Source organism: Pseudomonas cedrina subsp. cedrina, assembly GCF_001983175.1.
Taxonomy (GTDB): Bacteria; Pseudomonadota; Gammaproteobacteria; order Pseudomonadales; family Pseudomonadaceae; genus Aquipseudomonas; species Aquipseudomonas cedrina.
The window spans coordinates 78,781-104,268 of the sequence record NZ_MNPW01000008.1 but is presented as its reverse complement, the minus strand read 5'-3'; the positions used below and the strand labels follow the sequence as shown (position 1 = coordinate 104,268).

25 protein-coding genes and 1 pseudogene are annotated in these 25,488 nt (G+C 60.3%); 15 read left to right on the top strand and 11 right to left on the bottom strand.

Annotated elements, in window-relative coordinates; genetic code table 11:
• Nucleotides 1-117 precede the first annotated feature (117 nt).
• Genes BLL36_RS17785 through BLL36_RS17775 form a run of 3 tightly spaced genes read right to left on the bottom strand, consistent with a single transcriptional unit; the run spans nt 118 to nt 1,796 of the window.
• On the bottom strand, nt 118-708 hold the full coding sequence (locus BLL36_RS17785) for an LON peptidase substrate-binding domain-containing protein (protein ID WP_076952660.1): 591 nt from the start codon (nt 706-708) through the stop codon (nt 118-120).
• Between the two features lie 21 nt (nt 709-729).
• Entirely contained in the window at nt 730-1,446 is a 717-nt protein-coding gene (locus tag BLL36_RS17780; RefSeq protein WP_076952659.1) for an LrgB family protein, read from the bottom strand.
• Nucleotides 1,443-1,796, bottom strand: coding sequence for a CidA/LrgA family protein (locus tag BLL36_RS17775; RefSeq protein WP_076952658.1), 354 nt, complete (start codon nt 1,794-1,796; stop codon nt 1,443-1,445). The genes BLL36_RS17780 and BLL36_RS17775 overlap by 4 nt, the downstream gene beginning before the upstream one ends.
• A gap of 158 nt (nt 1,797-1,954) precedes the next feature.
• On the opposite strand from BLL36_RS17775, the gene BLL36_RS17770 reads away from it, so the two are divergent.
• From BLL36_RS17770 to BLL36_RS17760, 3 genes are all read left to right on the top strand, one after another.
• Nucleotides 1,955-2,410: a MaoC family dehydratase gene (locus BLL36_RS17770; protein ID WP_076952657.1), complete on the top strand. Its 456-nt coding sequence runs from the start codon at nt 1,955-1,957 to the stop codon at nt 2,408-2,410.
• A 105-nt stretch (nt 2,411-2,515) separates the two neighbouring features.
• Complete coding sequence (locus tag BLL36_RS17765) at nt 2,516-4,234, top strand: C13 family peptidase (RefSeq protein ID WP_076952656.1); 1,719 nt, start codon at nt 2,516-2,518, stop codon at nt 4,232-4,234.
• Between the two features lie 29 nt (nt 4,235-4,263).
• Nucleotides 4,264-4,905 (top strand): oxidoreductase, encoded by a 642-nt coding sequence (locus BLL36_RS17760; protein ID WP_076952655.1) that lies wholly within the window; start codon nt 4,264-4,266, stop codon nt 4,903-4,905.
• 122 nt (nt 4,906-5,027) lie between these two features.
• On the opposite strand, the gene BLL36_RS17755 is transcribed toward BLL36_RS17760, so the two are convergent.
• The 5 genes from BLL36_RS17755 to BLL36_RS17735 all read right to left on the bottom strand — a co-directional run bounded on the left by BLL36_RS17755 (nt 5,028) and on the right by BLL36_RS17735 (nt 10,543).
• Nucleotides 5,028-5,312 (bottom strand): YceK/YidQ family lipoprotein, encoded by a 285-nt coding sequence (locus BLL36_RS17755; protein WP_076952654.1) that lies wholly within the window; start codon nt 5,310-5,312, stop codon nt 5,028-5,030.
• Nucleotides 5,305-5,934: a flavin prenyltransferase UbiX gene (gene ubiX / locus BLL36_RS17750; protein WP_076952653.1), complete on the bottom strand. Its 630-nt coding sequence runs from the start codon at nt 5,932-5,934 to the stop codon at nt 5,305-5,307. Before ubiX ends, BLL36_RS17755 begins: the two co-directional genes overlap by 8 nt.
• Entirely contained in the window at nt 5,931-7,280 is a 1,350-nt protein-coding gene (gene mpl / locus BLL36_RS17745; protein ID WP_076952652.1) for a UDP-N-acetylmuramate:L-alanyl-gamma-D-glutamyl-meso-diaminopimelate ligase, read from the bottom strand. The genes ubiX and mpl overlap by 4 nt, the downstream gene beginning before the upstream one ends.
• A gap of 264 nt (nt 7,281-7,544) precedes the next feature.
• A complete protein-coding gene (locus BLL36_RS17740) occupies nt 7,545-8,090 on the bottom strand; it encodes a hypothetical protein (protein WP_231998931.1) in 546 nt (181 codons plus the stop codon).
• Between the two features lie 560 nt (nt 8,091-8,650).
• A complete protein-coding gene (locus BLL36_RS17735) occupies nt 8,651-10,543 on the bottom strand; it encodes a sigma-54-dependent Fis family transcriptional regulator (protein ID WP_076952651.1) in 1,893 nt (630 codons plus the stop codon).
• A gap of 270 nt (nt 10,544-10,813) precedes the next feature.
• Between BLL36_RS17735 and exaC the strand changes: the two genes are divergently transcribed.
• The 10 genes from exaC to fic all read left to right on the top strand — a co-directional run bounded on the left by exaC (nt 10,814) and on the right by fic (nt 22,025).
• A complete protein-coding gene (gene exaC, locus BLL36_RS17730) occupies nt 10,814-12,334 on the top strand; it encodes an acetaldehyde dehydrogenase ExaC (protein WP_076952650.1) in 1,521 nt (506 codons plus the stop codon).
• Nucleotides 12,335-12,543: 209 nt separating this feature from the next.
• Nucleotides 12,544-13,977, top strand: coding sequence for an ethanolamine permease (eat, locus tag BLL36_RS17725; RefSeq protein WP_076952649.1), 1,434 nt, complete (start codon nt 12,544-12,546; stop codon nt 13,975-13,977).
• A gap of 52 nt (nt 13,978-14,029) precedes the next feature.
• The gene (locus tag BLL36_RS17720; protein ID WP_076952648.1) at nt 14,030-15,424 is read left to right on the top strand and encodes an ethanolamine ammonia-lyase subunit EutB; all 1,395 of its coding nucleotides are present in this window, start codon (nt 14,030-14,032) and stop codon (nt 15,422-15,424) included.
• On the top strand, nt 15,421-16,254 hold the full coding sequence (eutC, locus tag BLL36_RS17715) for an ethanolamine ammonia-lyase subunit EutC (protein WP_076952647.1): 834 nt from the start codon (nt 15,421-15,423) through the stop codon (nt 16,252-16,254). The genes BLL36_RS17720 and eutC overlap by 4 nt, the downstream gene beginning before the upstream one ends.
• A 91-nt stretch (nt 16,255-16,345) precedes the next feature.
• Complete coding sequence (locus BLL36_RS17710; protein ID WP_076952646.1) at nt 16,346-16,804, top strand: GNAT family N-acetyltransferase; 459 nt, start codon at nt 16,346-16,348, stop codon at nt 16,802-16,804.
• Between the two features lie 439 nt (nt 16,805-17,243).
• Nucleotides 17,244-17,900, top strand: a complete 657-nt coding sequence (locus tag BLL36_RS17705) for a DedA family protein (protein WP_076952645.1) — start codon at nt 17,244-17,246, stop codon at nt 17,898-17,900.
• A 6-nt stretch (nt 17,901-17,906) separates the two neighbouring features.
• Entirely contained in the window at nt 17,907-18,722 is an 816-nt protein-coding gene (locus BLL36_RS17700; RefSeq protein WP_076952644.1) for a M90 family metallopeptidase, read from the top strand.
• Between the two features lie 109 nt (nt 18,723-18,831).
• A complete protein-coding gene (gene ppa, locus BLL36_RS17695; protein WP_076952643.1) occupies nt 18,832-19,359 on the top strand; it encodes an inorganic diphosphatase in 528 nt (175 codons plus the stop codon).
• 212 nt (nt 19,360-19,571) lie between these two features.
• Nucleotides 19,572-20,348, top strand: coding sequence for a LexA family transcriptional regulator (locus BLL36_RS17690; protein ID WP_076952642.1), 777 nt, complete (start codon nt 19,572-19,574; stop codon nt 20,346-20,348).
• A gap of 555 nt (nt 20,349-20,903) precedes the next feature.
• Nucleotides 20,904-22,025, top strand: a complete 1,122-nt coding sequence (fic, locus tag BLL36_RS17685; RefSeq protein WP_076952641.1) for a protein adenylyltransferase Fic — start codon at nt 20,904-20,906, stop codon at nt 22,023-22,025.
• A 52-nt stretch (nt 22,026-22,077) separates the two neighbouring features.
• On the opposite strand, the gene BLL36_RS17680 is transcribed toward fic, so the two are convergent.
• The gene (locus BLL36_RS17680; protein ID WP_076952640.1) at nt 22,078-22,314 is read right to left on the bottom strand and encodes a hypothetical protein; all 237 of its coding nucleotides are present in this window, start codon (nt 22,312-22,314) and stop codon (nt 22,078-22,080) included.
• 525 nt (nt 22,315-22,839) lie between these two features.
• Between BLL36_RS17680 and ycaC the strand changes: the two genes are divergently transcribed.
• A complete protein-coding gene (gene ycaC, locus BLL36_RS17675; RefSeq protein ID WP_027605204.1) occupies nt 22,840-23,472 on the top strand; it encodes an isochorismate family cysteine hydrolase YcaC in 633 nt (210 codons plus the stop codon).
• 49 nt (nt 23,473-23,521) lie between these two features.
• On the opposite strand, the gene BLL36_RS31315 is transcribed toward ycaC, so the two are convergent.
• Nucleotides 23,522-23,656, bottom strand: a complete 135-nt coding sequence (locus BLL36_RS31315) for a hypothetical protein (protein WP_231998932.1) — start codon at nt 23,654-23,656, stop codon at nt 23,522-23,524.
• A 4-nt stretch (nt 23,657-23,660) separates the two neighbouring features.
• Nucleotides 23,661-24,113, bottom strand: a pseudogene (locus BLL36_RS17670) (DUF1016 N-terminal domain-containing protein).
• Nucleotides 24,114-24,319: 206 nt separating this feature from the next.
• On the opposite strand from BLL36_RS17670, the gene BLL36_RS17665 reads away from it, so the two are divergent.
• Entirely contained in the window at nt 24,320-25,459 is a 1,140-nt protein-coding gene (locus BLL36_RS17665; protein ID WP_076952639.1) for a Fic family protein, read from the top strand.
• The last annotated feature ends 29 nt before the right edge of the window (nt 25,460-25,488 follow it).

Genomic DNA, 25,488 nt, shown 5'->3' with positions numbered 1-25,488 from the left:
GAGTGGCGAAGCCGCCCCAATAAAGGCACCGCCGAACTCCAGGTAGAACCAGGTTGCCTGGGTTGGGGCGGCTTCGCCCCCCAGCGCGGGACAAGCCCGCTCACTACAAGATATCCATTAGGTAAACAGCTCGCCCTGCAGCTCATCAAGCAGCATCTGGATCGCATCCAGGCGCTGCTGCGGGTCGTCGAGTTGCAGCAGGTCGATCTTGTCGGCCTCGGAGAAGGGCAGCAGATACGCCAGCTGATGACCCAGGGCTTGCTGCCCTTGCGCATGGGCGTCCATGTCCAGCGACGCCACCATGGGGTGCTCTGCCAACGCCTGGAGCAGCGCAAGCAGGTCGGCGTCCTCTTCTTCCAATGGCCGGTCCGGCAGCTCTTCAAGCCATTGCACCTCGGCCACCAGCAATTGGTCCTTCTGCACGCCCGCATCCCGCACGCGAAACCGGCGCCCGCCTTCGACGCGAATCCCCAGCAGGCCGTTGTCCTGTTGCTTGAAGTCGCGAATCAGCGCTTCGCAGCCAACCAGCGCATAGCCGTCCGGTGCCTGGCCCACTTCCGTGCCGTCGAGGATGCACACCACGCCGAAGCTTTCGCCCTTTTTCATGCAGCGGCTGATCATGTCCAGGTAGCGCGCCTCGAACAGTTGCAGGTCGAGGGTGCAGCCAGGGAACAGCACGGTATTGAGCGGGAACAGCGCCAGACTCATAAAGGTTTCCTTAAACCCGGTTTAAACAATCACCGACACGGCCAGCGGCAGGAACACCGCCGTGGCCACGCCCATCAGACTCATCGCCAGCGCCGCAAAGGCGCCGCACTCTTCGCTTTCCTGCAAGGCCACCGAGATGCCGACGGCGTGGGCGGTCATGCCCAAGGCCATGCCGCGCGCCTCAACGCTGTACACACCCAAGCGTGAAAGCAGCGCCGGGCCGACCATCGCGCCCACCACCCCGGTGATCAGCACAAACACCGCCGCCAATGCCGCGACGCCGCCGATCTGCTCGGCCACCAGCATGGCGATCGGCGAGGTCACGGACTTGGGCGCCATGGTCATCAACATCCTGTGCTCGGCGCCGAACCACCACCCCAGCAGCACACACAGGCCGGTAGCCAGCACCCCGCCTACCACCAGCGTAGTAAAAATCGGCCAGAACAATTGCCGAATGCGCCGCAGGTTCAAATAGAGCGGCACGGCCAGCGCCACCGTCGCCGGGCCCAGCAGGACGCCCATAATCTCGGTGCTCTTGCGGTACTCGGCGTAGCTCAGGCCGCAGGTGAGCAGCACGCCGATCACCAACAGCATGGAGACCAGCACCGGCTGCAGAAAGATCCAGCGGGTTTTCTCAAACCCTGCCAGCACCAGTTGATAGGCGCCCAGAGTAATGCCGATGCCGAACAACGGATGATGAATCACCGCCGTCCACGCTCCCTGCCAGTCGAAGATCATTGATCCCCCTCCTTGCGCTTGACCAGGTGCTGCATCAGCACACCGACAAAGCCCATAGCGATCACCAGCGACAGGACCAGGGCGCCGACAATGGCCCAGAAGTCTGCGGCAATGTCCTTGGCGTACACCATCACCCCGACCGCCGGCGGCACCAGCAGCAACGGCAGGTAACGCAACAGGCTGCTGGCCGCCAGGCTCAAGGGCTCTCCGACTTCGCCCTTCCAGACCAGAAAGCCCAGCATCAATAGCAGGCCGATGATCGGCCCCGGCAATACCGGCAACAGCAAATGATTGATCGCCGTGCCGATCAGTTGAAACAGCACCAGCCAGGTCAGGCCACGTAACAGCATCCGTCATTCCCCCTCAAGACTCGCCCGCATTATAAGCACGCCCGACCTATGCATCGGCATTCGCCAAAAGCATGGAGGGTTGACCGGGCCTAATGGCCATGATGATCTACATTGGTTCTCTGTCACCCATAACAACTGATGAACCAAGGAGAGACGCAATGCCCTCTGTACCCGTAGCGCAGCTCAAAGATTACGTCGGCAAGGAACTGGGACGTTCCGAATGGCTCACCATTGACCAGGCACGCATCGACCTGTTCGCCGAAGCCACCGGCGATCATCAGTTCATCCACGTCGACCCGGTCAAGGCCGCGCAGACGCCGTTTGGCAGCACCATTGCCCACGGTTTCCTGTCGCTGTCGCTGATGCCCATGCTGATGGAAGACATCCTGATCATGCCCGAAGGCCTGAAGATGGCGGTCAACTACGGCCTGGACAGCGTGCGCTTCATCCAGCCGGTGAAGGTTGATTCCAAGGTGCGCCTGAACGTGACCCTCAGCGACGTGACCGAGAAAAAACCTGGCCAATGGCTGTTCAAGGCCACCGCCACCCTGGAGATCGAAGGCCAGGAAAAACCCGCTTACATCGCCGAGTCGCTGTCCCTCTGCTTCGTGTAGGGCCGTACCTGTGGTGAGGCAATAAACCTTGCCACAGTGTATGTAAATTTATGTATGAAACTCGCAGCTGCGGCATACTCGGCGCTCAATTATCCGGATCCCGCTATGCGCCCACTCGCTCCCCTTGCCCTTGCCCTGTTGCTCACCGCTTGCGGAGACGGCGAATCGCTGTTGCCGCCCGATGCGCGCCTGCCTGATGGCGGGCGCTACCGGGGCGACGTGGTCGATGGCTTGCTGCAAGGCCAGGGTCGCGTGGACTATCCCAATGGCAGCTGGTACGCCGGGCAGTTCGACAAGGGCCAATGGCACGGCCAGGGCGAGTGGCATGGCAGCAACGGCGAAGTCTACAAGGGCCAGTTCAAGCAGGGCCTGTTTGATGGCCAGGGCAGCCTGACCACCGCGGGCAGCCAGTACGTGGGCGGGTTCAAGAACGGGCGACGCAACGGCGAAGGCACCCTCAAAGAGGGGAAGATGACGTATCGCGGCGAGTTCAAGGACGACCAGTACTCCGGCCTCGGTCGCCTGGAGCTGGCCGACGGCAGCCAGTACCAGGGCCAGTTCGCCCACGGCAAGCCCAATGGCGAAGGCCAGCGCAACGACGACAGCGGTAACCAGTTCAGTGGCCATTTCGTCGATGGCCAACTGGAAGGCAACGGCACGTTCAACAGCGCCGATGGCGACATCTATGTCGGCCAGTTCAAACAGAACCAGCTCAACGGCAAAGGCCGCTATGAGAACGCCGACGGCGACGTGTGGATCGGCCAATTCAAGGAAGGCGCGCTCAGCGGCAAGGGCGAGTTGATTGGTGTCGACGGCAGCCACTATGTCGGTCAGTTCAGCGATTGGCGCTTCAGCGGCGAAGGCCGCCTGAACCTCACCGACGGCAGCTTCTATATCGGCGGCTTCGACGGCGACAGCTACCAGGGCAAAGGTACCCTTGTGCTAACCGACGGCACCGTACAGGCCGGCACCTGGGTCAACGGCATGCGCGTGCGTGACGCCGACGGCAGTTTGTTGCCCGACCCACTGGAAATCGGCGTGCTGGCCCAAGGCCGCCTGCTGGACGCGGCCCTGATCGCCGTGCCCGCCTCCACGCCTGCGGTGGAACTGTACACCCTGGCCGTGGCCGGCGACGGCAAGCAAAGCGTGTTCCTGCGCGAGGCCGATTACGTCAGCAACCTGCTAGCCACCCGTTTCGGCGCGCGCGGGCAGGTACGCCTGGTCAACCACCGCGACCACATCACCGACCGCCCGCTGGCCACCCGAGAAAGCCTGCGTCGCGCCGTGCAAACCCTGGCCGAACGCACCGGGCCGGAAGACCTGGTGTTTATCTACATGACCAGCCACGGCACCCACGAACACGAATTGGTGCTGGACCAACCGCGCATGGAGCTGGCCGACCTGCCCGCCGATGAGCTGGCCGCCGTGCTGGCGCCACTGAAGAACCGCGACAAGATCGTGGTGATTTCGGCCTGCTACTCCGGCGGCTTCATCCCGGCCTTGAAAGATGAGCGCACCCTGATCATGACCGCCTCCCGGGCCGACCGCGTGTCGTTCGGCTGCTCGGAGGAAGCCGATTTCACTTACTTCGGCGACGCCCTCTTCGCCCAGGCCTTCAACCAGACCGACGACCTGCAGCAAGCCTTCAAACTGGCCCAACTGCATGTGGCCGAACGCGAACAGGCGGACAACTTCGAAGCCTCTGAACCGCAGATCTGGGCCCCCAAGGGCGTCATCGCCCACTGGCAATTATTACGCAAGCAGCAGGCACGAAAGGCGCTCGAAAGCGTCTCAATGAATAGCAAGGAAGCCAAAGGCAACTAAGCTGTAACGTGTAACAAGGGGGAAACACCATGTACCTGACGCCTCAGCATATCCTGCTTGCCGGAGCCTCCGGCCTTACCGGCGAACACCTGCTCGACCGCCTGCTCAACGAACCCACCGTGACCCGCGTGCTTGCACCGAGTCGCAAACCGCTGGCCGAACACCCGCATCTGGAAAACCCCGTCGGCGACCCGGCGGTGATCCTGCCGCAACTGAGCGGCCGGGTGGACATCGCCTTCTGCTGCCTGGGCACCACCATCAAACAAGCGGGCTCCGAAGCCGCCTTTCGCGCCGTCGACCTGGACCTGGTCGTGGCCTTCGCCAGGCGTGCGCGGGACATGGGTGCGCGGCACTTGATCGTGATCAGCGCAATCGGCGCCGATCCGAAATCGTCGATCTTCTACAACCGCGTCAAAGGCGAAATGGAAGAGGCGCTCAAGGCCCAGGACTGGCCACAATTGACCATCGTGCGGCCTTCGCTGTTACTGGGGGAACGGCTGGAACCGCGCCTGGCCGAGCAACTGGCCGGGCCATTGTCACGGCTGATTCCAGGCAAGTACCACGGTATTGAAGTGTGCGAGCTGGCCCGGGCCATGTGGCGCCTGGCGCTGGAAGAGCAGGATGGGGTGCGGGTGGTGGAGTCGGATGAGTTGCGCAAGCTGGGCAAATGATCTGAGGTGCCTGTGCTGGCCTCATCGCGGGCAAGCCCGGCTCCCACATTTGATCGAGTTCACACAGCTCCAAATGTGGGAGCTGGCTTGCCTGCGATGAAGCCAGCACAGGCAATACACTTTTATAGACCGCCAGTGGCGTTGAAACCCACCCCAATCACCGTCAACACCGAGAGTGGCAACAGCAAGGTATCGAGCAACGCACTCGCCGGCAGGTCAAGGCCGGGGTAACTCGGCGCCTCGGCACCAAACCTGTCCTTGGCGCAGCAACCGCCATTCATTGCATACAGATCCAGGCGCGTGCCGGCATACACCACCGGCGCGTTTGGCTGCGCCGCGTCCAGCGTGCGCACGGTGGCGCAGCCCGTGAGATGCAACGCCAGCACCACCAACAGGACCTTATTCATCATTGCTCAAATGGTGTTCGCCCCAGCGCGGCAGCATGTCCTGAGGGATGTTCAGCAGGTTGAGAATGCGCGCCACCACAAAGTCCACCAGGTCATCGATGGTTTGCGGCTGGTGATAAAACCCTGGCGAGGCCGGCAGGATCGTCACGCCCATGTTCGACAACTTGAGCATGTGCTCCAGGTGGATGCTCGAATACGGCGCTTCACGGGGCACCAGGATCAACTGGCGGCGTTCCTTCAACGTCACGTCCGCCGCGCGCTCGATCAAGTTGTTGCAGGCACCGGTGGCAATCGCCGACAAGGTGCCGGTGGAACACGGCACCACCACCATCGCCGCCGGCGCACCGGAGCCGGAGGCCACTGGCGACATCCAGTCCTCCTTGCCGTAAACCTTGATCTGCCCTGCCGCCGCACCGGTGTATTCGGTCAGGAAGGCCTGCATCATCTGCACCTTGGGCGGCAGCGCCACGTCGGTCTCGGTCGCCATCACCAACTGCGCGGCCTTGGAGATCAGGAAGTGCACCTCACGGTCTTCGCGCACCAGGCAATCGAGCAGGCGCAAACCATAGGGCGCGCCGGATGCACCGGTCATCGCCAGGGTGACGCGTTCCGGGCCGCTCATTTCAGCGCCTCAGCCAGCTTGCCATGCAGGCCGCCGAAGCCGCCGTTGCTCATGACCACCACGTGGGTGCCGGGTGTGGCCAAGCGCTTGACGTGTTCAATGATGCCTTGGATGGAATCACACACGGTGGACGGCACCGTGCACAATGCGGCAATCGCCGGCAGGTCCCAGCCGAGATTGGCCGGCGCGTACCACACCACCTGGTCGGCATCGTTGACGCTTTGCGGCAAGCCGTCGCGGTGGGCGCCGAGCTTCATGGAGTTGGAACGCGGCTCGACAATCGCAATGATTGGCGCATCGCCGACACGCTTGCGCAGGCCATCCAAGGTAGTAGCGATTGCCGTCGGGTGGTGGGCAAAGTCGTCGTAGATGGTAATCCCGTTCACGTCGGCGACTTTTTCCATGCGCCGCTTCACGCTCTTGAAGGCGCTGAGCGCGGCAATGCCCATGGACGGCACCACGCCAACATGCCGTGCGGCAGCCAACGTGACCAACGCATTGGCAACGTTGTGCTGGCCGGTCATGTCCCACTCGACAATGCCTTGGGCTTGGCCTTCGAACAGCACTTCAAACCTGGAGCCGTCCTCGCTGAGCAGGTTGACCTGCCACTGCCCGCCCGCGCCGGTGGTTTGCACCGGGGTCCAGCAGCCCATCTCGATCACGCGCTGCAAGGCGGGCTCGGTGGTGGGATGGATCACCAGGCCCTCGCTTGGAATGGTGCGCACCAAGTGATGGAACTGACGCTCAATGGCTGGCAGATCGGGGAAAATGTCAGCGTGATCGAATTCCAGATTATTCAGGATCGCCGTGCGCGGGCGGTAGTGGACGAACTTGGAACGCTTGTCGAAAAAGGCACTGTCATACTCATCCGCCTCGATCACGAAGAACGGCGTATCGCCCAGGCGCGCCGACACCGAGAAGTTCTGCGGCACGCCGCCGATCAGGAAACCCGGAGCCATGCCCGCATGCTCCAGCACCCAGGCCAACATGCTGCTGGTGGTGGTCTTGCCGTGGGTGCCGGCAACCGCGAGCACCCAGCGGCCTTGCAACACATGGTCCGCCAGCCATTGCGGGCCGGACACATAAGGCAAACCTTTATTGAGCACGTACTCGACGGCCGGGTTGCCGCGCGACATGGCGTTGCCGATCACGACCAGGTCCGGGACCGGGTTGAACTGCGAGGGGTCGTAGCCTTGGGTCAGCTCAATGCCCTGGGCCTCGAGTTGCGTGCTCATGGGCGGGTAAACGTTGGCATCGGAGCCCGTCACGTGATGGCCCAGCTCTTTGGCAAGTACCGCCATCGAACCCATGAACGTGCCGCAAATACCGAGAATATGAATGTGCATAGTCGACCTCGTAAAACATCGAGGCAGGTTAGCGCAGGGGGGCGAAAATCGCACCTTTATATGCGGCCACCGGCCGAGTGAAGAGCCCCCTGGCGCTTCGCTCGGCCTCGGCGTGCTTCAGGCGACGGTTTTAGCTTGGTTTTCGCTGTCTTTCATTGCCGCCAGAAACCGCAACTTCTCATAGGTTTCGGCCATGCGCTCAAATTTCTTTTCAATCAAGGCGAGACGGTCCTTCGGCTCCGTGGGGATTGGCTCTGCCGGTTTTTACGGTTTGAACACAAGCCCATTTTTCCGAGCGGCTTTTTTAAGGTGTTGCTCCGACACTTGCAACAACTTCTCGACATTGGCCAGGCGTCCGTTAGTGTCGGTCGGCCAATGTTCATCCTTGGTAAACACACTGCTGGTATCCCCAAGCGTGAACATGACCGTAGAGGACATGCCCAACAACTTCATTTCAACTTCGTCCAATCGCGTGATGATCGGGTCAGCTTTGGACGGCGTGGGCTCTACGGGCAAAGACGCGGTCTTCGCCGAGCCGGCGGTGCTCGGCAAAAAGGGTGGCGGCAACACGCCTGGCGCATAGCTGGACTTGATCGTCTCGCCCGTAGCGACGGAACCCGCATAGGCAGCCACGTTAATCGGCGCACTGACCATCCCGGTAATCCCCGCGCTGATGAACGCATCACGGGCGACCCGGCTGGCATTGGGCCCGGTGGCAATGACCCCTGACTTGACCAGCCGCTCGGCATCGATCAGTCGCTTGGCGGCCTCGGCGACGTTCATCGGCGCCTGCTTACGCAGGTTGGTCATGAGTACTTCGTCATTTGCCTTGATCTTATTGGCATGAATCGCCGCCTGCCCCGCCCCCTTGAACTTATCCAACGGTGGGTGCTGACCGGGTTTGGCAGAAGGGCCGGGCCTGGGCGAAGATTTAGGCGCCGGTATTGGCGGCTTGGGCGTGGGCAAGGTCGCAGCGCCGGGCAACGAAGGCGCGACTGAAGACTTTCTGCCTCCCAACCATGAAAAACCTCTTAGTGCCCTTTTACTGCGCGTTAACGGTGGGTCCTGAGACTCGTGATTTTTAGCCTCGGTCGAGCCCGAAGGTACTTCTGCCGAGGGGAAATGCGCAGGAACGAAAGGCGCCGCTGGTATTGTAATGATCATCCTATTCACCCAACTAAATTTTATTGTTTTAAATACTGTTCGAGTTGCCTTAATTGAGTGAACAGCCGGTACTTAATAGTTCCTGTCGGACCAGCCCGACTCAACATGCAAGTCATGCTCAAGACAACAATAAAAAACAGTGGATGACCGACAACGCTAGAACATCAAAACCTACAGCCTCAACTGACAAATATCGCCCATTAAACTTACAGCGAGGCTAAACGCGCAATCCCATGTTTGCGCAACTTGCGGTACAACGTATTGCGGCTGACCCCCAAGTGTTCGGCGGTTTGCGTCATGTGCCAGTGCTGGCGCTCCAGGGCCGCCAACAGCGTTTGCCGTTCGGCATCCTCCAGCGGCAACTCGGCGACCGTTTGTGCGGGCGCGTGGCGCATGGGCACAGGCAAGTCCGCCAGCCCCACTCGGCCGTCATCACAAAGCGCCACCAATGTGCGCAATACCGTGCGCAATTGCCGTACGTTGCCCGGCCAGGCAAACCCCAGCAATGCCTGGCGCGCAGCGGGCTCAAGGCGCACGGACTGCCCACCGGCTTCCTCCGCCAGCAGGAAGTCCAGCAACTGGGACTTGTCACTGCGTTCGCGCAAAGGCGGCAACCCGACTTCCAGGCCGTTGAGCCGGTAGTACAAGTCTTCGCGGAAGCTGCCGTCCTGCACCCGCGCCAGCAAATTGCGGTGGGTTGCGCTGATAATCCGCACGTTCACCGCCTGGGGTTCACCGCCAAGCGGCACCACCAGTCGATCCTCCAGCACCCGGAGCAGACGGGTCTGCAGCGCCAGAGGCATATCGCCGATTTCATCAAGGAACAGGGTGCCGCCATCCGCTTGCTGCAACTTGCCTTGCATGCCCTCCTTGCGCGCGCCGGTAAAGCTGCCACCGCGATAGCCGAACAGTTCGCTTTCGATCAGGCTTTCCGGGATGGCGGCGCAGTTGAGTGCAACGAACACCTTGTCGGCGCGCTGGCTGGCCTGATGCACCGCCTTGGCGAAGGCCTCTTTGCCGGAGCCGGTTTCGCCAATGATCAATAACGGCACGTCGCGCTCGAATACCCGCAGCGCCTTGCTGAATTCCTCCTGCAGCGCTGGATCGCCAAGGCAGATACCAGGCAGGCGCGGCCGGTCCAATGCGGCAGGCTTGGCGACGAACGCCGAGGGGCGGCGTGCCTGGCCGCGCAATGCCGCGAACAGCTGCCGCCCATCACGGGTACGCAACGGCCAACTGGCCGTGGCATTGGCGCTGGCGCGTTCGAGCAACTGGTCCAGGGAGCAGTCGAAAAACGCCTCCACCGGCTGGCCCAACAAACGGCCACGCAATTGCCCCAGCAGGTTCAGTGCGCTCTGGTTGACCGCGCATACGCGTCCTTCGCCGTCGAATGCCAACAGTCCTTCGCTGAACAGCCCCACCGACTCCGCCTGCAGGTGAAAGCGCAGCAACCAGTGGTTTTCGAAGTGACGCAGGAAGTAGCAACTTTCGATCATCTTCGCCGACAGGTTCACCAGCGCCATGGTATGGAACTGGCTCTGGCGCGACACCGCTTCGCGCGCCGACGACACATCCAGCACCGCCAGCAGGTCGCCATGGGGGTCGAACACCGGGCTCGCCGAACAGGTCAACCCGGTGTGGCGACCACGGAAGTGCTCGTCGCGATGAATGGTCAGGGACTGGCGCTCCACCAGGCAGGTGCCGATGCCATTGGTGCCTTCGCAGGCTTCGCTCCAATCGGCGCCCAGCCACAGCCCGGCTCGCTCGAAGATCTTGCGTTCGGACGGCGCGGTGACGCAGTTGAGGATCACCCCGCGCGCATCGGTCAACAGCACGGCATGACCCGCACCCGAGAGCTGTTGATGCAGGCTGTTCATCTCGCTGCCGGCGATGTGCAGCACCTGTTGCAGGCGTTCGCGGCTTTCCAGCAGGCGGCCATGTTCAAGCACGGTGGGAGCAATGGTTTGGGCAGGGTCGAGGTGGTAGTCCTCCAGGCAACGCAGCCAGGAGCGGGCGATGGACGGGTCGCTTGACGGGTCGCGGCCATGGGCCACGGTGAGCACCTGCTGGGCATGCCGGCTGAAATGATCGTTGTGCATTTCTTATTATTCTCCCTGCGTGAGAACGCCCAGCATCCCTCAGCCATCCAGGCAATGCAATCCCGGGCCGACCCACCGGTCACTGGCTGTACCGGTCATGGCACAAACTGTCACCCTGCTTGTACCACGGGCGTGACAGTCACGCCTTGCGACAACTCCAACCCCCTGATTTTGTTGACCCGCACAGCGGTGGCCCAACCTTTGCTCTACGCTTTATCAAGCGCTTTGCGCTGCGCTCCCAATAAACATAAAAGCCAGGAGATACCCACCATGCGTTACGCACACCCCGGTACTGAAGGTGCCATCGTTTCGTTCAAGGCCAAGTACGGCAACTACATCGGTGGCGAATTCGTTGCACCGGTCGATGGCAACTATTTCACCAACACTTCGCCGGTCAATGGCAAGCCAATCGCTGAATTCCCGCGCTCCACGGCCAAGGACATCGACAAGGCACTGGACGCAGCCCACGCCGCCGCCGACGCCTGGGGCAAGACCTCGGCCCAGGACCGTTCGCTGGTCCTGTTGAAAATCGCCGACCGCATCGAACAGAACCTCGAACTGCTGGCCATCACCGAAACCTGGGACAACGGCAAGGCCGTGCGTGAAACCCTCAACGCCGACATCCCATTGGCCGCCGACCACTTCCGTTATTTCGCAGGCTGCATCCGCGCCCAGGAAGGCACCAGCGCCGAGATCAACGAACACACCGCGTCCTATCACTTCCATGAACCGCTGGGCGTGGTCGGCCAGATCATCCCGTGGAACTTCCCGCTGCTGATGGCCGCCTGGAAACTCGCCCCGGCCCTGGCCGCCGGCAACTGCGTGGTGCTCAAGCCGGCCGAGCAAACCCCGCTGGGCATCAACGTGCTGATGGAACTGATCGGCGACCTGCTGCCACCGGGCGTGCTCAACGTGGTGCACGGTTTCGGCAAGGAAGCCGGCGAAGCGCTGGCCACGAGCAAACGCATCGCCAAGATCGCGTTCACCGGCTCGACCCCGGTGGGCTCGCACATCATGCACGCGGCGGCCGAGAACATTATTCCGTCCACCGTTGAGCTGGGCGGCAAGTCGCCGAATATCTTCTTCGCCGACATCATGAAAGCCGAACCTTCGTTTATCGAGAAAGCGGCTGAAGGCTTGGTGCTGGCATTCTTCAACCAGGGCGAAGTGTGCACCTGCCCCTCCCGCGCGCTGGTGGAAGAGTCGATCTACGACGACTTCATGAAAGTGGTCATGAAGAAAGTCGAGCAGATCAAACGCGGCGACCCGCTGGACACCGACACCATGGTCGGCGCCCAGGCGTCCGAGCAGCAGTTCGACAAGATCCTGTCCTACCTGGAAATCGCCAAGGGCGAAGGCGCGCAACTGCTCACCGGCGGCAAGGTCGAGAAGCTCGAAGGCGATATGGCCGGCGGCTATTACATCCAGCCGACGCTGCTCAAGGGCACCAACGAAATGCGCGTGTTCCAGGAAGAAATCTTCGGCCCGGTGGTGAGCATCACCACATTCAAGGACGAAGCCGAAGCCCTGGCGATTGCCAACGACACCGAGTTCGGCCTGGGCGCAGGCGTGTGGACCCGCGACATCAACCGCGCCTACCGCATGGGCCGGGCGATCAAGGCGGGCCGCGTGTGGACCAACTGCTACCACCTGTACCCGGCGCATGCCGCGTTCGGCGGTTACAAGAAGTCTGGCGTGGGGCGTGAGACGCACAAGATGATGTTGGATCACTACCAGCAGACCAAGAACTTGCTGGTGAGTTACGACATTAATCCGTTGGGCTTTTTCTAACCAACCTCCCGTCCCACATTTGAAATGCAATCAAATGTGGGAGCTGGCTTGCCTGCGATGGCGGTGTGTCAGTTGGCTGTGCATTGGCTGAGACACCGCCATCGCAGGCAAGCCAGCTCCCACAGTTTCAGATTTTCATAAGTACTTGCGAACTTCATTCGGCACACAGAGGCCGAGTTAAAACAATAACAAACGAAAGGTACTTCCCTATGCCTAGCGAACCCACTGGATCCTCGGTCGACTTCGAAAAAGTCGATTCCCAATACTTCCAACAACGCGAATTGAAAAAAGGCGCCGCCGGCTGGGTGCTGCTGGTTGGCCTGGGTGTTGCCTACGTGATTTCCGGCGACTACGCCGGCTGGAACTTCGGCCTGGCCCAAGGCGGCTGGGGCGGGATGTTCCTCGCCACATTACTGATGGCCACCATGTACCTGTGCATGTGTTTTTCCCTGGCCGAGCTGTCTTCCATGATCCCCACCGCCGGGGGTGGCTACGGCTTTGCCCGCAGCGCCTTTGGCCCTTGGGGCGGGTTCCTCACCGGCACCGCCATCCTGATCGAATACGCCATCGCCCCCGCCGCCATCGCAGTGTTTATTGGTGCCTATTGCGAGTCGCTGTTCGGTATCGGCGGCTGGATGATTTACCTGGCGTTCTACATCATCTTTATCGGCATCCACATTTTCGGCGTCGGCGAAGCCTTGAAGCTGATGTTTGTGATCACCGCCGTGGCCGCGATTGCCCTGGGCGTATTCCTGGTGGCGATGGTGCCGCACTTCAACGTCGCCAACCTGCTGGATATTCCGGTGAGCGAAGCCAAGGGCGCCAGCAGCTTCCTGCCGTTCGGCTATGTGGGGGTGTGGGCGGCGATTCCCTATGCCATCTGGTTTTTTCTCGCGGTAGAGGGCGTGCCCCTGGCGGCTGAAGAAACCAAGAACCCGAAACGCGACCTGCCGCGCGGCTTGATCGGCGCCATTGTGGTGCTGACCAGCTTTGCCCTGCTGATCCTCGTCATCGCTCCGGGCGGCGCCGGCACGTATGCACTGGTCAAATCCGGCAACCCACTGGTGGAAGCGCTGGCCCTGGCCTACGGCGGTTCGACCTGGATGGGCAGCTTCGTCAACCTGGTCGGCCTGGCCGGGCTGATCGCCAGCTTCTTCTCGATCATCTACGCCTATTCGCGGCAGATCTTCGCGCTGTCCCGTGCCGGCTACCTGCCGCGCAAGCTGTCCCAGACCAACAAAAGCAAGGCGCCGGTACTGGCCTTGGTCATCCCCGGCATCATCGGTTTTGGCCTGTCGCTGACCGGCCAGGGTGATTTGCTGATCCTGGTGGCGGTGTTTGGCGCGACCATTTCCTATGTATTGATGATGGCTGCGCACATCACCCTGCGCATCCGCCGCCCCAAAATGGATCGCCCCTACCGCACGCCGGGCGGCATCTTCACTTCGGGCGTCGCGCTGGTACTGGCCTGCGTGGCCGTAGTGGCGGGCTTTCTGGTGGATCCGCGGGTGGTGATTGGCGCCGCGATCATCTATGGAGTATTAATTGCTTACTTTGCTTTCTACAGCCGGCATCACTTGGTAGCGGGCACGCCCGAAGAGGAATTCGCGGCGATCCAGGCCGCAGAGGCCGCCCTGCACTGAATGCCGTAAACCTCGACGCGGGCAGTTGCTCGCGTCGTCAAGGAGACTCTGTATGGCAAGCTTTTCCCACGCGGTGGGCGCACAGACCTACCGCTTCGACAGCCTCAAGGACGTGATGGCCAAGGCCAGCCCCGCACGCTCCGGGGACTTTCTCGCCGGTGTCGCGGCGCAGAACGACGGCGAGCGGGTGGCGGCGCAGATGGCGCTGGCGAACATCCCGCTCAAACACTTTCTGCAGGAAGTGCTGATCCCCTATGAAAGCGACGAAGTCACCCGACTGATCATCGACACCCACGATAAGCAGGCGTTTGCCACCGTCAGCCACCTGACCGTCGGCGACCTGCGTGACTGGCTGCTCAGCGACGCCGCCGATGAACAATCCCTACGTGCCTTGGCGCCGGGGCTGACACCGGAAATGGCCGCCGCCGTGTCCAAGATCATGCGCGTGCAGGACCTGGTCCTGGTGGCGCAGAAGATCCGCGTGGTCACGCAATTTCGCGGCACGATGGGCTTGCGCGGGCGTTTATCCACACGACTGCAACCCAACCATCCCACGGACGAGCCGGCGGGCATCGCCGCGAGCATCCTCGACGGCCTGCTGTATGGCAACGGCGATGCCATGATCGGCATCAACCCGGCCACCGACAGCACCGCCTCGATCTGCGCCATGCTGGAGATGCTCGACGCGATCATCCAGCGCTATGAGATCCCGACCCAGGCCTGCGTGCTGACCCACGTCACCACCTCCATTGAGGCGATCAATCGTGGCGTGCCGCTGGACCTGGTGTTCCAGTCGATTGCCGGCACCGAAGCGGCCAACGCCAGTTTCGGCATCAGCCTGAGCCTGCTGCAGGAAGGTTACGACGCGGGCTTGAGCCTCAATCGCGGCACGCTGGGCCAGAACCTGATGTATTTCGAAACCGGCCAGGGCAGTGCCTTGTCGGCCAATGCGCACTTTGGCGTCGACCAGCAAACCTGCGAAACCCGCGCCTATGCGGTGGCGCGGCACTTCAAGCCGTTTCTGGTGAACACCGTGGTGGGTTTTATCGGCCCCGAGTATCTGTACAACGGCAAACAGATCATCCGCGCGGGCCTGGAAGACCACTTCTGCGGCAAGTTGCTCGGCGTGCCCATGGGTTGCGACATCTGCTACACCAACCACGCCGAAGCCGACCAGGACGACATGGACACGCTGCTGACCCTGCTGAGCGTGGCCGGGATCAACTTCATCATGGGCATCCCCGGTTCCGACGACATCATGCTCAACTACCAGACCACCTCGTTCCACGACGCCTTGTATGCCCGCCAGACGCTGGGCTTGAAACCGGCGCCGGAATTTGAACAGTGGTTGGCGAAGATGGGCATCTTCACGCAAGCCGACGGCAAGGTGCGCTTCGGCAACAGCCTGCCGCCGGCGTTCCGCCACGCCTTGGCGCAACTGGGATGAAGGAGCCGCCCGTGCAACTCGACCTGCCTGACAACCCATGGCTGGAACTGCGCCGCCTCACCCCGGCGCGCATTGCGCTGGGCCGCACCGGCACCAGCCTTCCCACCAGCGCGCAGCTGGATTTCCAATTCGCCCACGCCCAGGCGCGCGACGCGGTGCACTTGCCGTTTGACCATGCCGGCCTCAGCCGCCAATTGGCCGAACGCGGCCGCGACAGCCTGCTGCTGCACAGTGCCGCCGCCGACCGGCACAGCTACCTGCAACGCCCGGATCTGGGGCGGCGGCTCAGTGACGAGTCGGCCCAGGCCTTGCGTGATCACGCCTCGGCCAATCCCGGCGGCGTAGACCTGGCGGTGGTGGTGGCCGATGGTTTATCGGCGCTGGCCGTGCATAAACATACCCTGCCGTTTCTTGCGCGCCTGGAGGAACACACCCACGCCGAAGGCTGGTCCTTGTCGCCGGTGATCCTGGTCGAACAGGGCCGCGTGGCGGTGGCGGATGAAATCGGGCAATTGCTCGGCGCCAAAATGGTGGTGATCCTGATCGGCGAACGGCCTGGCCTCAGCTCGCCGGACAGCCTGGGGCTGTATTTCACCTACAACCCCAAGGTGGGGCTCACCGACGCTTATCGCAATTGCATCTCCAACGTGCGCCTGGAAGGGCTCAGCTACGGCATGGCAGCCCATCGCCTGCTGTACCTGATGCGAGAGGCATGTCGCCGCCAGTTGTCGGGGGTTAATCTCAAGGACGAGGCGCAGGTTCAGACCCTCGAGTCCGACGATCCGGACCTGATGAAAGGTAACTTCCTGCTCAGCCCGCCGCAGGACTGATCGCTGCACGATTGCGCTTTTTCGCACCTTTAGGCAGCATCGAGTCACGGCCGCGCGTGTGGTCATACCCATTAGGAAGTTGAGGCCTGGCATGCGGATTACTCAAGCGACCCTGGAACACTTGGACCTGTTGACCCCGTTGTTCGTCAAATACCGCGAGTTCTACGGGGCCCTTCCCTTCCCGGATTCGTCGCGGGCCTTTCTGGAAAAACGCCTGCGCCGCAAGGAATCGGTGATTTACCTGGCGCTGGCGGATGATGACGACAAACGGCTGCTGGGGTTTTGCCAGCTGTATCCGAGCTTTTCATCGTTGTCGCTCAAGCGCGTATGGATTCTCAACGACATCTATGTCGCCGAAGATGCGCGACGCCAGTTGGTGGCGGACAACCTGATACGCACGGCGAAGAAGATGGCCAAGGAAACCCACGCGGTACGGCTGCGGGTGTCGACCAGCAGCGATAACGAAGTGGCGCAGAAGACGTATGAGTCGATCGGGTTTCGCGAGGACACCGAATTCAAGAACTACACGTTGCCCATTAACGAGGATTAACAAACACCTGTCGAACGCTGGCGTACATGAGGCTGGATATTTCTGTAGTGAGCGGGCTTGCCCCGCGCTGGGTGGCGAAGCCGCCCCAAAACCAGTCTGCCCAATTTCACCTGAAACACCGCAGCGGTCCGATTGGGGCGGCTTCGCCACCCAGCGCGGGGCAAGCCCGCTCACTACAGTGCGTAGATACCCGTGGCTATCACAGGCAAGCCAGCTCCCACACAAGCCCTATTCCACTATTTGGACATTCGATAACATTCACACCGCAACCCAGCATCTGCGAGACATCCCCCGCTACAAAACCAACACGCTTTTCACCTCTCAATCCGTATAATGCGGACCTTTCAGGGTTGTAAGAAATGCGGCATACACTTGTAGCCTTATTACCCGAGCTTCCGCACAGGCCTGCAGAGCCGGGCCATTCACACAGGTGCCATCCATGGATTTCAACCCGCTCGACCTTATCCTGCATCTCGATGTCTACCTCGACCTGCTGGTAACCAATTACGGTCCGTGGATCTACGCCATTCTGTTCCTGGTCATTTTTTGCGAAACCGGCCTGGTGGTCATGCCGTTCCTGCCAGGTGATTCGTTGCTGTTTATCGCCGGCGCCGTGGCTGCAGGCGGGGGCATGGACCCGGTGCTGCTGGGTGGCCTGTTGATGCTCGCGGCCATCCTCGGCGACAGCACCAACTACGTGATCGGGCGAACGGTGGGCGAACGCTTGTTCAATAACCCGAACTCGAAAATCTTCCGCCGCGACTACCTGCAAAAAACCCACGAGTTCTATGACAAGCACGGCGGCAAAACCGTGACCCTGGCGCGCTTCCTGCCGATCCTGCGCACCTTTGCGCCGTTCGTCGCCGGCATCGCGAAAATGCCTTACCCGCGCTTCTTCGGTTTCAGCGTGCTCGGCACCGTCCTCTGGGTCGGTGGCCTGGTGACCCTGGGCTACTTCTTCGGCAACGTGCCGTTCATCAAGAAAAACCTGTCGCTGCTGGTGGTGTTCATCATCCTGCTGTCGCTGGTGCCGATGATCATTGGCGTGTTCCGCAGCCGCTTTGGCCGTGCGTCCTCCGAAGCCAAGCAGCAGTAACCTGCGATGTGGTCCCTCAGCGCCTGGCGTCGCCAGCGCTTGCTGGCGAAGCACCCGATTGCCGATGACACCTGGCAGCGGGTGCGCGAGCACCTGACCTTTCTCGACGGCATCAGCCCCGAGCAGGACCAGTGGCTGCGCGAAGCCTGCGTGCTGTTCCTCGCCGACAAACATCTCACCGCCCTGCCCGGCGTCGAACTGCACCAGGAACAACGCCTGCTGCTCGCCGCCCAGGCGCAACTGCCACTGATGAACCTGGGTGACCTCGACTGGTACCAGGGCTTTCACGAAATCGTGCTGTACCCCGACGACTTCGTCAGCCCCCAGCGCCATCGCGACAGCAGCGGCATCGAACACGAATGGGACGGCGAACACAGCGGCGAAGCCTGGCAACAGGGCCCGGTGATCCTGGCGTGGCCCGGCGTACTGGCCAGTGGCAACTGGGAAGGCTACAACCTGGTCATCCACGAACTGGCGCACAAGCTCGACATGCTCAACGGCGACGCCAACGGCCTGCCGCCGCTGCACAACGACATGCGCGTGCAGGAATGGGCGAGCGTGATGCAAAGCGCCTACGACGACCTCAATCGCCAACTGGACGCTAACCCGGACGCCGACACCGAGATCGACCCCTACGCCGCGGAAAACCCGGCGGAATTCTTCGCCGTCACCAGCGAATATTTTTTCAGCGCCCCGGACCTGCTGGCTAACAGTTATCCACAGGTGTACGCCCAACTCAGCCGCTTTTACCGCCAGGATCCACTGGCCCGCCTCGCCCAACTGCAAGCCAGTGACCCGCGTTATCAACCACAAGGCGAATGACCGTACGACGTCTGGCGCATGGCATCGGCGCCGGAATATGCCTATAATCGCCGCCACTTTTAGGCCAATCCGGCCATGTCATATGGCCAACTAACGGGGGCAACGCCCAATGAGCTACAGCAAGATTCCGGCTGGCAAAGACCTGCCGAACGACATCTACGTCGCCATCGAGATTCCGGCCAACCACGCGCCGATCAAATACGAAATCGACAAAGACAGCGACTGCCTGTTCGTTGACCGTTTCATGGCCACCCCCATGTTCTACCCGGCCAACTACGGTTTTATCCCCAACACCCTGGCTGACGATGGCGACCCCCTCGACGTGCTGGTGGTAACCCCTTACCCCGTCACCCCAGGCTCGGTCATCCGTGCCCGCCCGGTCGGCATCCTGCACATGACCGACGACGGCGGCGGCGACGCCAAGGTTATCGCGGTCCCCCACGACAAGCTGTCCCAGTTGTACGTGGACGTGAAGGAATACACCGACCTGCCGCCCCTGCTGCTGGAACAGATCAAGCACTTCTTCGAGAACTACAAAGACCTCGAAAAAGGCAAATGGGTGAAGATCGACGGTTGGGGCGACGCAGAAGCCGCCCGCGCCGAGATCATGAAGTCGGTCGCCGCCTACAAAGGCTGATACCTGCTCTTCATTGCCCGCGAATTGAAAAAGCCCCGATCATTCGGGGCTTTTTTGTGGGAGAAATTAAACGACAAGTTCAATACTTTATAAACACCGTTTAACTAGCGCCTGAATCTGAAGTATCAAGCTACAACTAAGCAAAAGCCTACACGGGCAACTCAACGCATGGTTTATTTGATCTGTAAATCCCGCCAGTAAACTCTGCGTTTATGAATACATCAGGTGATCGTTTAAAAGCGTTACTGCGGGAAGTTCATCTTTCCGCCTCCGACTTCGCCAAGAACCGCGGTGTCACGCCTCAACACGTGAACAACTGGTTCAAGCGCGGTGTACCCATGGGCCGACTCAACGAGATCGCAGAATTGCTCTGCGTCTCCAGCCGTTGGCTGCGCACCGGCGAAGGCCCCAAACACCCACCGGCCAACTTCCTGCTGGAAGGCCCGGACACCCGAAAAGGACTGCCCACACTGCGCGAAGGAAGCGGCAAATACCTCACAGGCCCCGCCTGTTCTCCAGAAAAAATTGACGTGGAGATCGACCTCCACCCTTCATTCACCTCAACCGAACGCATCCGCATCTCCCTGCACACTTTCGAAACCCTCAACGTCAACCCCGACCGCGCCCTGGGCGCCTACATGGTCGACAACAGCATGATCGACATCATCCAACAAGGCGCCACCCTCGCCGTGGACCGAGGCCGCACCCAGATCATCGACGGCGAAATCTACGCCGTAGAACACGACGGCATGCTGCGCATCAAATACCTCTACAACCGACCCGGAGGTGGCTTGCGCATGCGTAGCCACAATGCCGGCGAGCATCCGGATGAATACCTTACGTACGAACAACGCTTTGAGCAGAACTTCCAGATTCTGGGCTGGGTGTTCTGGTGGTCCACGCTGAACAACCGCAGGCCACCGGTGCCGCTGGATGATCACCTGTTGGGCTGGGAAGGCTCTAAATCGGATCCGGAGGTGGGCAACTGAGATGGATGTGGGTATCATGCGCCGCACATTTGGCAGGGGGTGGCTTGAAGCTATTCACCCTGCTCGGCGATGCGGAGGAGTTCCCGCGGATGCCCCTGCTATTCAGCCCGACGCAATGTGGGTTGAGCGATTTGAAGGCTGGTGAGGTTTACCAAAAATAGACTGAACCAGTCCCCGAGAAGCCGGCCACAAGCCGGCTTTTTAATGTCTGAAGAATCTCGCATTCGCAAGTCGATGGCTCAATGACCATTGACTAAACTCGCCCTAACCTCGTCAAGCTAACGTGACTTACGCATTTATGTGCCGGCCTTGCACACCTCAACCCAGATAACGGATTAGGCCACTGCATCTGCGGCCCTTTTTTTGCAAATACCGTGGAGAGCCTCGCAGGCCTTATCCGACATGTCGCTAACAGCGACACAAACGCGAAACGTGTCGCAAAAACCAAAAAACAGCGACACGATAGGCACACGTGCTTACACTGACGACATGAAAAAAGACGCATATACGGGCGCTCTCGCCTTTAACTGTACGACCTAGTGAGCGCGCGCTCCCATGACTAAACCTCATCTTCCCTGGCAGGCCGATAAGCCCTACAACCAGCTTCCGCCATTGCCGCCGACTGCTGAGCTTGAAACTCGAGCAGTACTTAAACGCTGTATTGAAGCCCGTGCAGCCCTGGCTGAATTGAAACAGGCGGCCGAGCTGATCCCTAATCAAACGATGCTTATCAATACCATCCCTTTGCTTGAAGCCAAGGACAGCTCCGAGATCGAAAGTATCGTCACTACTACGGACTTGCTCTTCCAGCACGCCCAGGATGGCGCCAACCATGCAGACCCCGCAACCAAGGAAGCACTGCGTTACCGCAAGGCTCTGCATAACGGTTACCAATCGTTGGCTGAGCGACCACTGTCCACCGGCACGGCCGTAGAGATATGTCGCACGCTCAAGGGCGTAAACATGGACATCCGCCGAGTGCCAGGCGTCCAACTCGCCAATGATCGTACCAGCGAGATTATCTACACCCCACCAGAGGGCGAAGATCGCTTACGCGACTTGCTCGCCAACTGGGAACGTTTCCTGCACAACGAGACCGACCTCGATCCTCTCGTGCGAATGGCAGTAGGGCACTACCAATTCGAGGCAATTCATCCTTTCACCGACGGCAACGGTCGTACTGGGCGAGTGCTCAATACTCTGTACCTGATCCAGGAAGGTCTGTTGAATCTACCGATTCTTTACCTTAGCCATTTCATCATTGCGCATAGAGCCGATTACTACCGACTTCTGCTTGACGTCACACGCAATCAAGCCTGGGAACCCTGGCTGCTGTATATGCTCACCGCGGTGGAAGAAACCGCTCGCTGGACCAGCGCCAAAATTGCCGCCATTCGTAGCCTTTCCGAGCACACCAGCCAGTTTGTTCGCGAGCGTCTGCCAAAAACCTACTCCCGTGAACTGGTGGATGTAATTTTCGAACAGCCTTACTGCCGCATTACCAACGTCGTCGATAAACAGATTGCTCAGCGCCAGGCCGCCGCTCGCTACCTCAAAGACTTGGTCTCCATTGGTGTTTTGCGAGAGGTTCAGGTCGGCAAAGAGAAGCTCTTCATTCATCCCAAGCTGATGCAACTGCTAATTCGCGATAGCAACGAATTTAGGCTCTATGACTGAACAGTAAGAATTAAATCGCCTGAACGGTGAAGCCCGAACAGGCGACTTCGACTTACCTAAGCTGCATACACTCCACAGCCCGATCCGCCACCATCTTCGCCATCTCCACCAAATGCATCACCGCCCTTTGCGGTGCACCTTGCGGCTCCCCGAGCATCTGCGACGTCGCCACCGCACACTGCAGCAGCTCAGCCACACGCACCCAGGCATCCTCAAAGCTCAGTTCTTCATTAACAACAAATGGCTTGGTCGCAGCCGATGGCGGGGAACCCGAAACAACGTTATCCATAGCAAACCTCCAATCGATAATTTGGAGCTGCCACTTCCCGCGACTAAACAAAAGGCGGCAGCTGTACGCAGGTTAGTCGACCGGTCGATTGGAAACCCGGCGCACCCGAAGGTGCCCTGCGTACAGCCACCATAAGATGCAGGCGAAGGGGTGCCTGACTCATGAGTTGCTCATACGCCAATCGAATCCGGGCGACTAAACCCGATCACTGAATGTGCAGTGATAATCCGCAGCCTAGTCACCCATCCCCGCTGGCGCAATGCGGTTGGGATTCTCTCGGAAACGTCCTGCAAATGAAAGGGAGAGGCCCTGCTGGCCACTCAAGATCAGGGCCCCAACCAGACAGCAATCACTCGCTACCTATAGTTGTGCAACAGGCTGCTGCACAAACCGCCAAACCCAATCGTCCCTTTTAAGTTGACAGTAAGACGCCTTCCAGCCGATTTATCACCCAGCTTCCACCCATTAACCTGTGCCCATGTTGAACGCAACGCCCAACCAACCTAAACAAAAAAGGATTCAACCATGAGCACTCCAACCTACAACCGCCTCAACAAAGACGACGCCGTAGTTCTGCTGGTCGACCACCAAACCGGCCTGATTTCCCTGGTGCAGGACTTCTCGCCCAACGAGTTCAAGAACAACGTGCTCGCCCTGGCCGACCTGGCCAAGTTCTTCAACTTGCCGACCATCCTTACCACCAGCTTCGAACAAGGCCCCAACGGCCCGCTGGTTCCAGAGCTCAAAGAGATGTTCCCGGACGCGCCGTACATCGCCCGCCCTGGCCAGATCAACGCGTGGGACAACGAAGACTTCGTCAAGGCGATCAAGGCCACCGGCCGTAAGCAGATCATCATTGCCGGTGTGGTCACGGATGTGTGCGTCGCGTTCCCGACATTGTCGGCACTGGCGGAAGGGTTTGAGGTGTTTGTGGTGACCGATGCATCGGGCACGTTCAATACCACGGTGCAGCAGGCGGCGTGGAGCCGGATGACGCAAGCGGGTGCGCAGTTGATGAACTGGTTTTCGGTGGCGTGTGAGCTGCATCGCGACTGGCGCAACGATATTGAAGGGCTGGGGAATTTGCTGTCGCAGCGGATTCCTAACTATCGCAATTTGATGAATGGGTATGCCGCGCTGACGGCGCATCAGAAGTAAGTAAGCAAAGCCGTACGACAAGCCTGCCCTTAGAAGCAGGCTTTCGCCGTTATTTTGCCAGTTCTCGCTCTGTCTGCTCGATGCTTGGCAAACTGGTTTGCAGCTCCGCAGGCAACGATTCAACCCGTTGATATTCCGCCACCCCAATAGGTCCGTTGTTGTCACGCAACGCATATTCCGCCACAACCTCATTCTTGCGCTTGCATAACAGCAAGCCAATTCAGCGAGTCGCGCGCAAGATCGGATTGTGGTTTGGGCAGATGGGTTTCGAAGTTGCTGACGGCTTTGCCACTGCGCTCCAGCAGACGATTTTCGATGTGCATCACCGGCGTGTTGGGCGACCAGTTGTGCTCGATTGCCTGACTAACGTACCAACGTCGGGTTTCGGGGCCGGGGAGTTTATTCAGCAGAGCCAGTTGGTGATACCAGGGCATCTGTGCAAGCACCTCTTGCACAATTCCGTATAAGGCCAGGCCTGCGCAAAAGCACGCATGTACTTGAGATTACGTGGCGAAAAAGCCGTTTATTTTTGGAAAGGCCGCACGCAGATTTTGAGCGAGGCGCTCAATCACCTTGGTACCCCACCCCTGTGCGGCCTGGCGGATCAGAATATCGTGACCGACCTGCCAATAGAGCAGCACCAATTCGCGGTTTACCGACAGTGTTGCGCGTTGTATAGGCAGTCAACGCAGTAAGTTCTGGTCGCAGGGTCATCCGTCCTTCGCCCTTGGTTCCCTCAGCATGAGCAGAAATACCCATAGGCGATGAGCCGGAAAGCATGCACAATCGGCTCATTAAGTGAGCCGAATAACATTCCCATTCGGCTCAGATAATCAGGTATCCCTCCATGGACCAACCCCTCTGGATCTGGAAACACACCGACTGGCCGCACTTCCATTGGCGACCAGGCCGCTTGGCGCCTTTGCTGCGCGAGTGCGGGCAAGCGCAAGGCAAGTTGCTGGGCATGCTCGGTACGGTCAGCCAGGCGGTCAATGCGCAGAATGAGCTGGATGCCTTGCTACAGAACATCCTGACCTCCTCGGCCATCGAAGGGGAACAGCTGAATGTCGGCTCGGTGCGCTCATCGCTGGCGCGGCGTCTGGGCCTGGAGCCCTCGAAGGACACGAGCGTCAGCCGCCGCAGTGAAGGCCTGGCCGAACTGATAATGGATGCGACCCAGCAATACGCCCAACCCTTCACCCTCGCCCGTCTTTTGAATTGGCACCATTTGTTGTTTCCAACGCCACAAGCAAGCTATGCGGCGCGAGCATTGAATGTCGGCGCGTTGCGCGGGGATGAGCCGATGCAGGTGGTGTCGGGGCGCCTTGATCGGCCAACGGTGCATTTCGAGGCGCCACCGCGTGAGGGCTTGGAACAAGCGCTGGAAGACTTTCTGGAATGGTTCGAAACCAGCCGACATCAACCGGAGCTCGACCCGCTGGTGCGCGCCGGCGTGGCGCATTTCTGGTTTGTCACGCTGCATCCCTTCGATGACGGCAATGGTCGCCTGACACGCGCCATTACGGATTTGGCGCTGGCACAGGGGGAGCACCAGGCCATCCGCTTTTATGCGATGTCGGCCAGCATCCTTGAGGACCGCACCGGTTATTACAACGCGCTGGAGTCAAGCCAGAAAGCCACGCTGGACATCACGGATTGGCTGGAATGGTTTCTCAAGACCCTGTTGCGCAGCATTCAGCAAGCCATGGCGCGGATTGACCGGGTCCTGGACAAAAGCCGGTTCTGGCAGCAGCACCGCGACCTCGTGCTGTCCGCCGAACAGATCAAGGCGCTCAACCGTTTGCTCGACGGCGGTGAAAGGGGCTTTGAACACGGGATCAGCGCCGCGCAGTACCAGGCGGTGGCCCAGGTATCCAAGGCAACGGCCACGCGGCACCTGGCCGACCTGCTGGAAAAAAACTGCCTGATACGTCTACCCGGAGGCGGCCGCAGCACGCGTTATAAGGTCAATACAGCGCGCGAGTAATGCCCCCGCTCATTTGCCCAGAATCCGCA

Excerpts from the sequence above, each read along its gene's own strand:
- BLL36_RS17785 (WP_076952660.1), bottom strand. The coding sequence starts at position 708 with ATGAGTCTGGCGCTGTTCCCGCTCAATACCGTGCTGTTCCCTGGCTGC.
- BLL36_RS17780 (WP_076952659.1), bottom strand. The coding sequence starts at position 1,446 with ATGATCTTCGACTGGCAGGGAGCGTGGACGGCGGTGATTCATCATCCG.
- BLL36_RS17775 (WP_076952658.1), bottom strand. The coding sequence starts at position 1,796 with ATGCTGTTACGTGGCCTGACCTGGCTGGTGCTGTTTCAACTGATCGGC.
- BLL36_RS17770 (WP_076952657.1), top strand. The coding sequence starts at position 1,955 with ATGCCCTCTGTACCCGTAGCGCAGCTCAAAGATTACGTCGGCAAGGAA.
- BLL36_RS17765 (WP_076952656.1), top strand. The coding sequence starts at position 2,516 with ATGCGCCCACTCGCTCCCCTTGCCCTTGCCCTGTTGCTCACCGCTTGC.
- BLL36_RS17760 (WP_076952655.1), top strand. The coding sequence starts at position 4,264 with ATGTACCTGACGCCTCAGCATATCCTGCTTGCCGGAGCCTCCGGCCTT.
- BLL36_RS17755 (WP_076952654.1), bottom strand. The coding sequence starts at position 5,312 with ATGAATAAGGTCCTGTTGGTGGTGCTGGCGTTGCATCTCACGGGCTGC.
- ubiX (WP_076952653.1), bottom strand. The coding sequence starts at position 5,934 with ATGAGCGGCCCGGAACGCGTCACCCTGGCGATGACCGGTGCATCCGGC.
- mpl (WP_076952652.1), bottom strand. The coding sequence starts at position 7,280 with ATGCACATTCATATTCTCGGTATTTGCGGCACGTTCATGGGTTCGATG.
- BLL36_RS17740 (WP_231998931.1), bottom strand. The coding sequence starts at position 8,090 with ATGACCAACCTGCGTAAGCAGGCGCCGATGAACGTCGCCGAGGCCGCC.
- BLL36_RS17735 (WP_076952651.1), bottom strand. The coding sequence starts at position 10,543 with ATGCACAACGATCATTTCAGCCGGCATGCCCAGCAGGTGCTCACCGTG.
- exaC (WP_076952650.1), top strand. The coding sequence starts at position 10,814 with ATGCGTTACGCACACCCCGGTACTGAAGGTGCCATCGTTTCGTTCAAG.
- eat (WP_076952649.1), top strand. The coding sequence starts at position 12,544 with ATGCCTAGCGAACCCACTGGATCCTCGGTCGACTTCGAAAAAGTCGAT.
- BLL36_RS17720 (WP_076952648.1), top strand. The coding sequence starts at position 14,030 with ATGGCAAGCTTTTCCCACGCGGTGGGCGCACAGACCTACCGCTTCGAC.
- eutC (WP_076952647.1), top strand. The coding sequence starts at position 15,421 with ATGAAGGAGCCGCCCGTGCAACTCGACCTGCCTGACAACCCATGGCTG.
- BLL36_RS17710 (WP_076952646.1), top strand. The coding sequence starts at position 16,346 with ATGCGGATTACTCAAGCGACCCTGGAACACTTGGACCTGTTGACCCCG.
- BLL36_RS17705 (WP_076952645.1), top strand. The coding sequence starts at position 17,244 with ATGGATTTCAACCCGCTCGACCTTATCCTGCATCTCGATGTCTACCTC.
- BLL36_RS17700 (WP_076952644.1), top strand. The coding sequence starts at position 17,907 with ATGTGGTCCCTCAGCGCCTGGCGTCGCCAGCGCTTGCTGGCGAAGCAC.
- ppa (WP_076952643.1), top strand. The coding sequence starts at position 18,832 with ATGAGCTACAGCAAGATTCCGGCTGGCAAAGACCTGCCGAACGACATC.
- BLL36_RS17690 (WP_076952642.1), top strand. The coding sequence starts at position 19,572 with ATGAATACATCAGGTGATCGTTTAAAAGCGTTACTGCGGGAAGTTCAT.
- fic (WP_076952641.1), top strand. The coding sequence starts at position 20,904 with ATGACTAAACCTCATCTTCCCTGGCAGGCCGATAAGCCCTACAACCAG.
- BLL36_RS17680 (WP_076952640.1), bottom strand. The coding sequence starts at position 22,314 with ATGGATAACGTTGTTTCGGGTTCCCCGCCATCGGCTGCGACCAAGCCA.
- ycaC (WP_027605204.1), top strand. The coding sequence starts at position 22,840 with ATGAGCACTCCAACCTACAACCGCCTCAACAAAGACGACGCCGTAGTT.
- BLL36_RS17665 (WP_076952639.1), top strand. The coding sequence starts at position 24,320 with ATGGACCAACCCCTCTGGATCTGGAAACACACCGACTGGCCGCACTTC.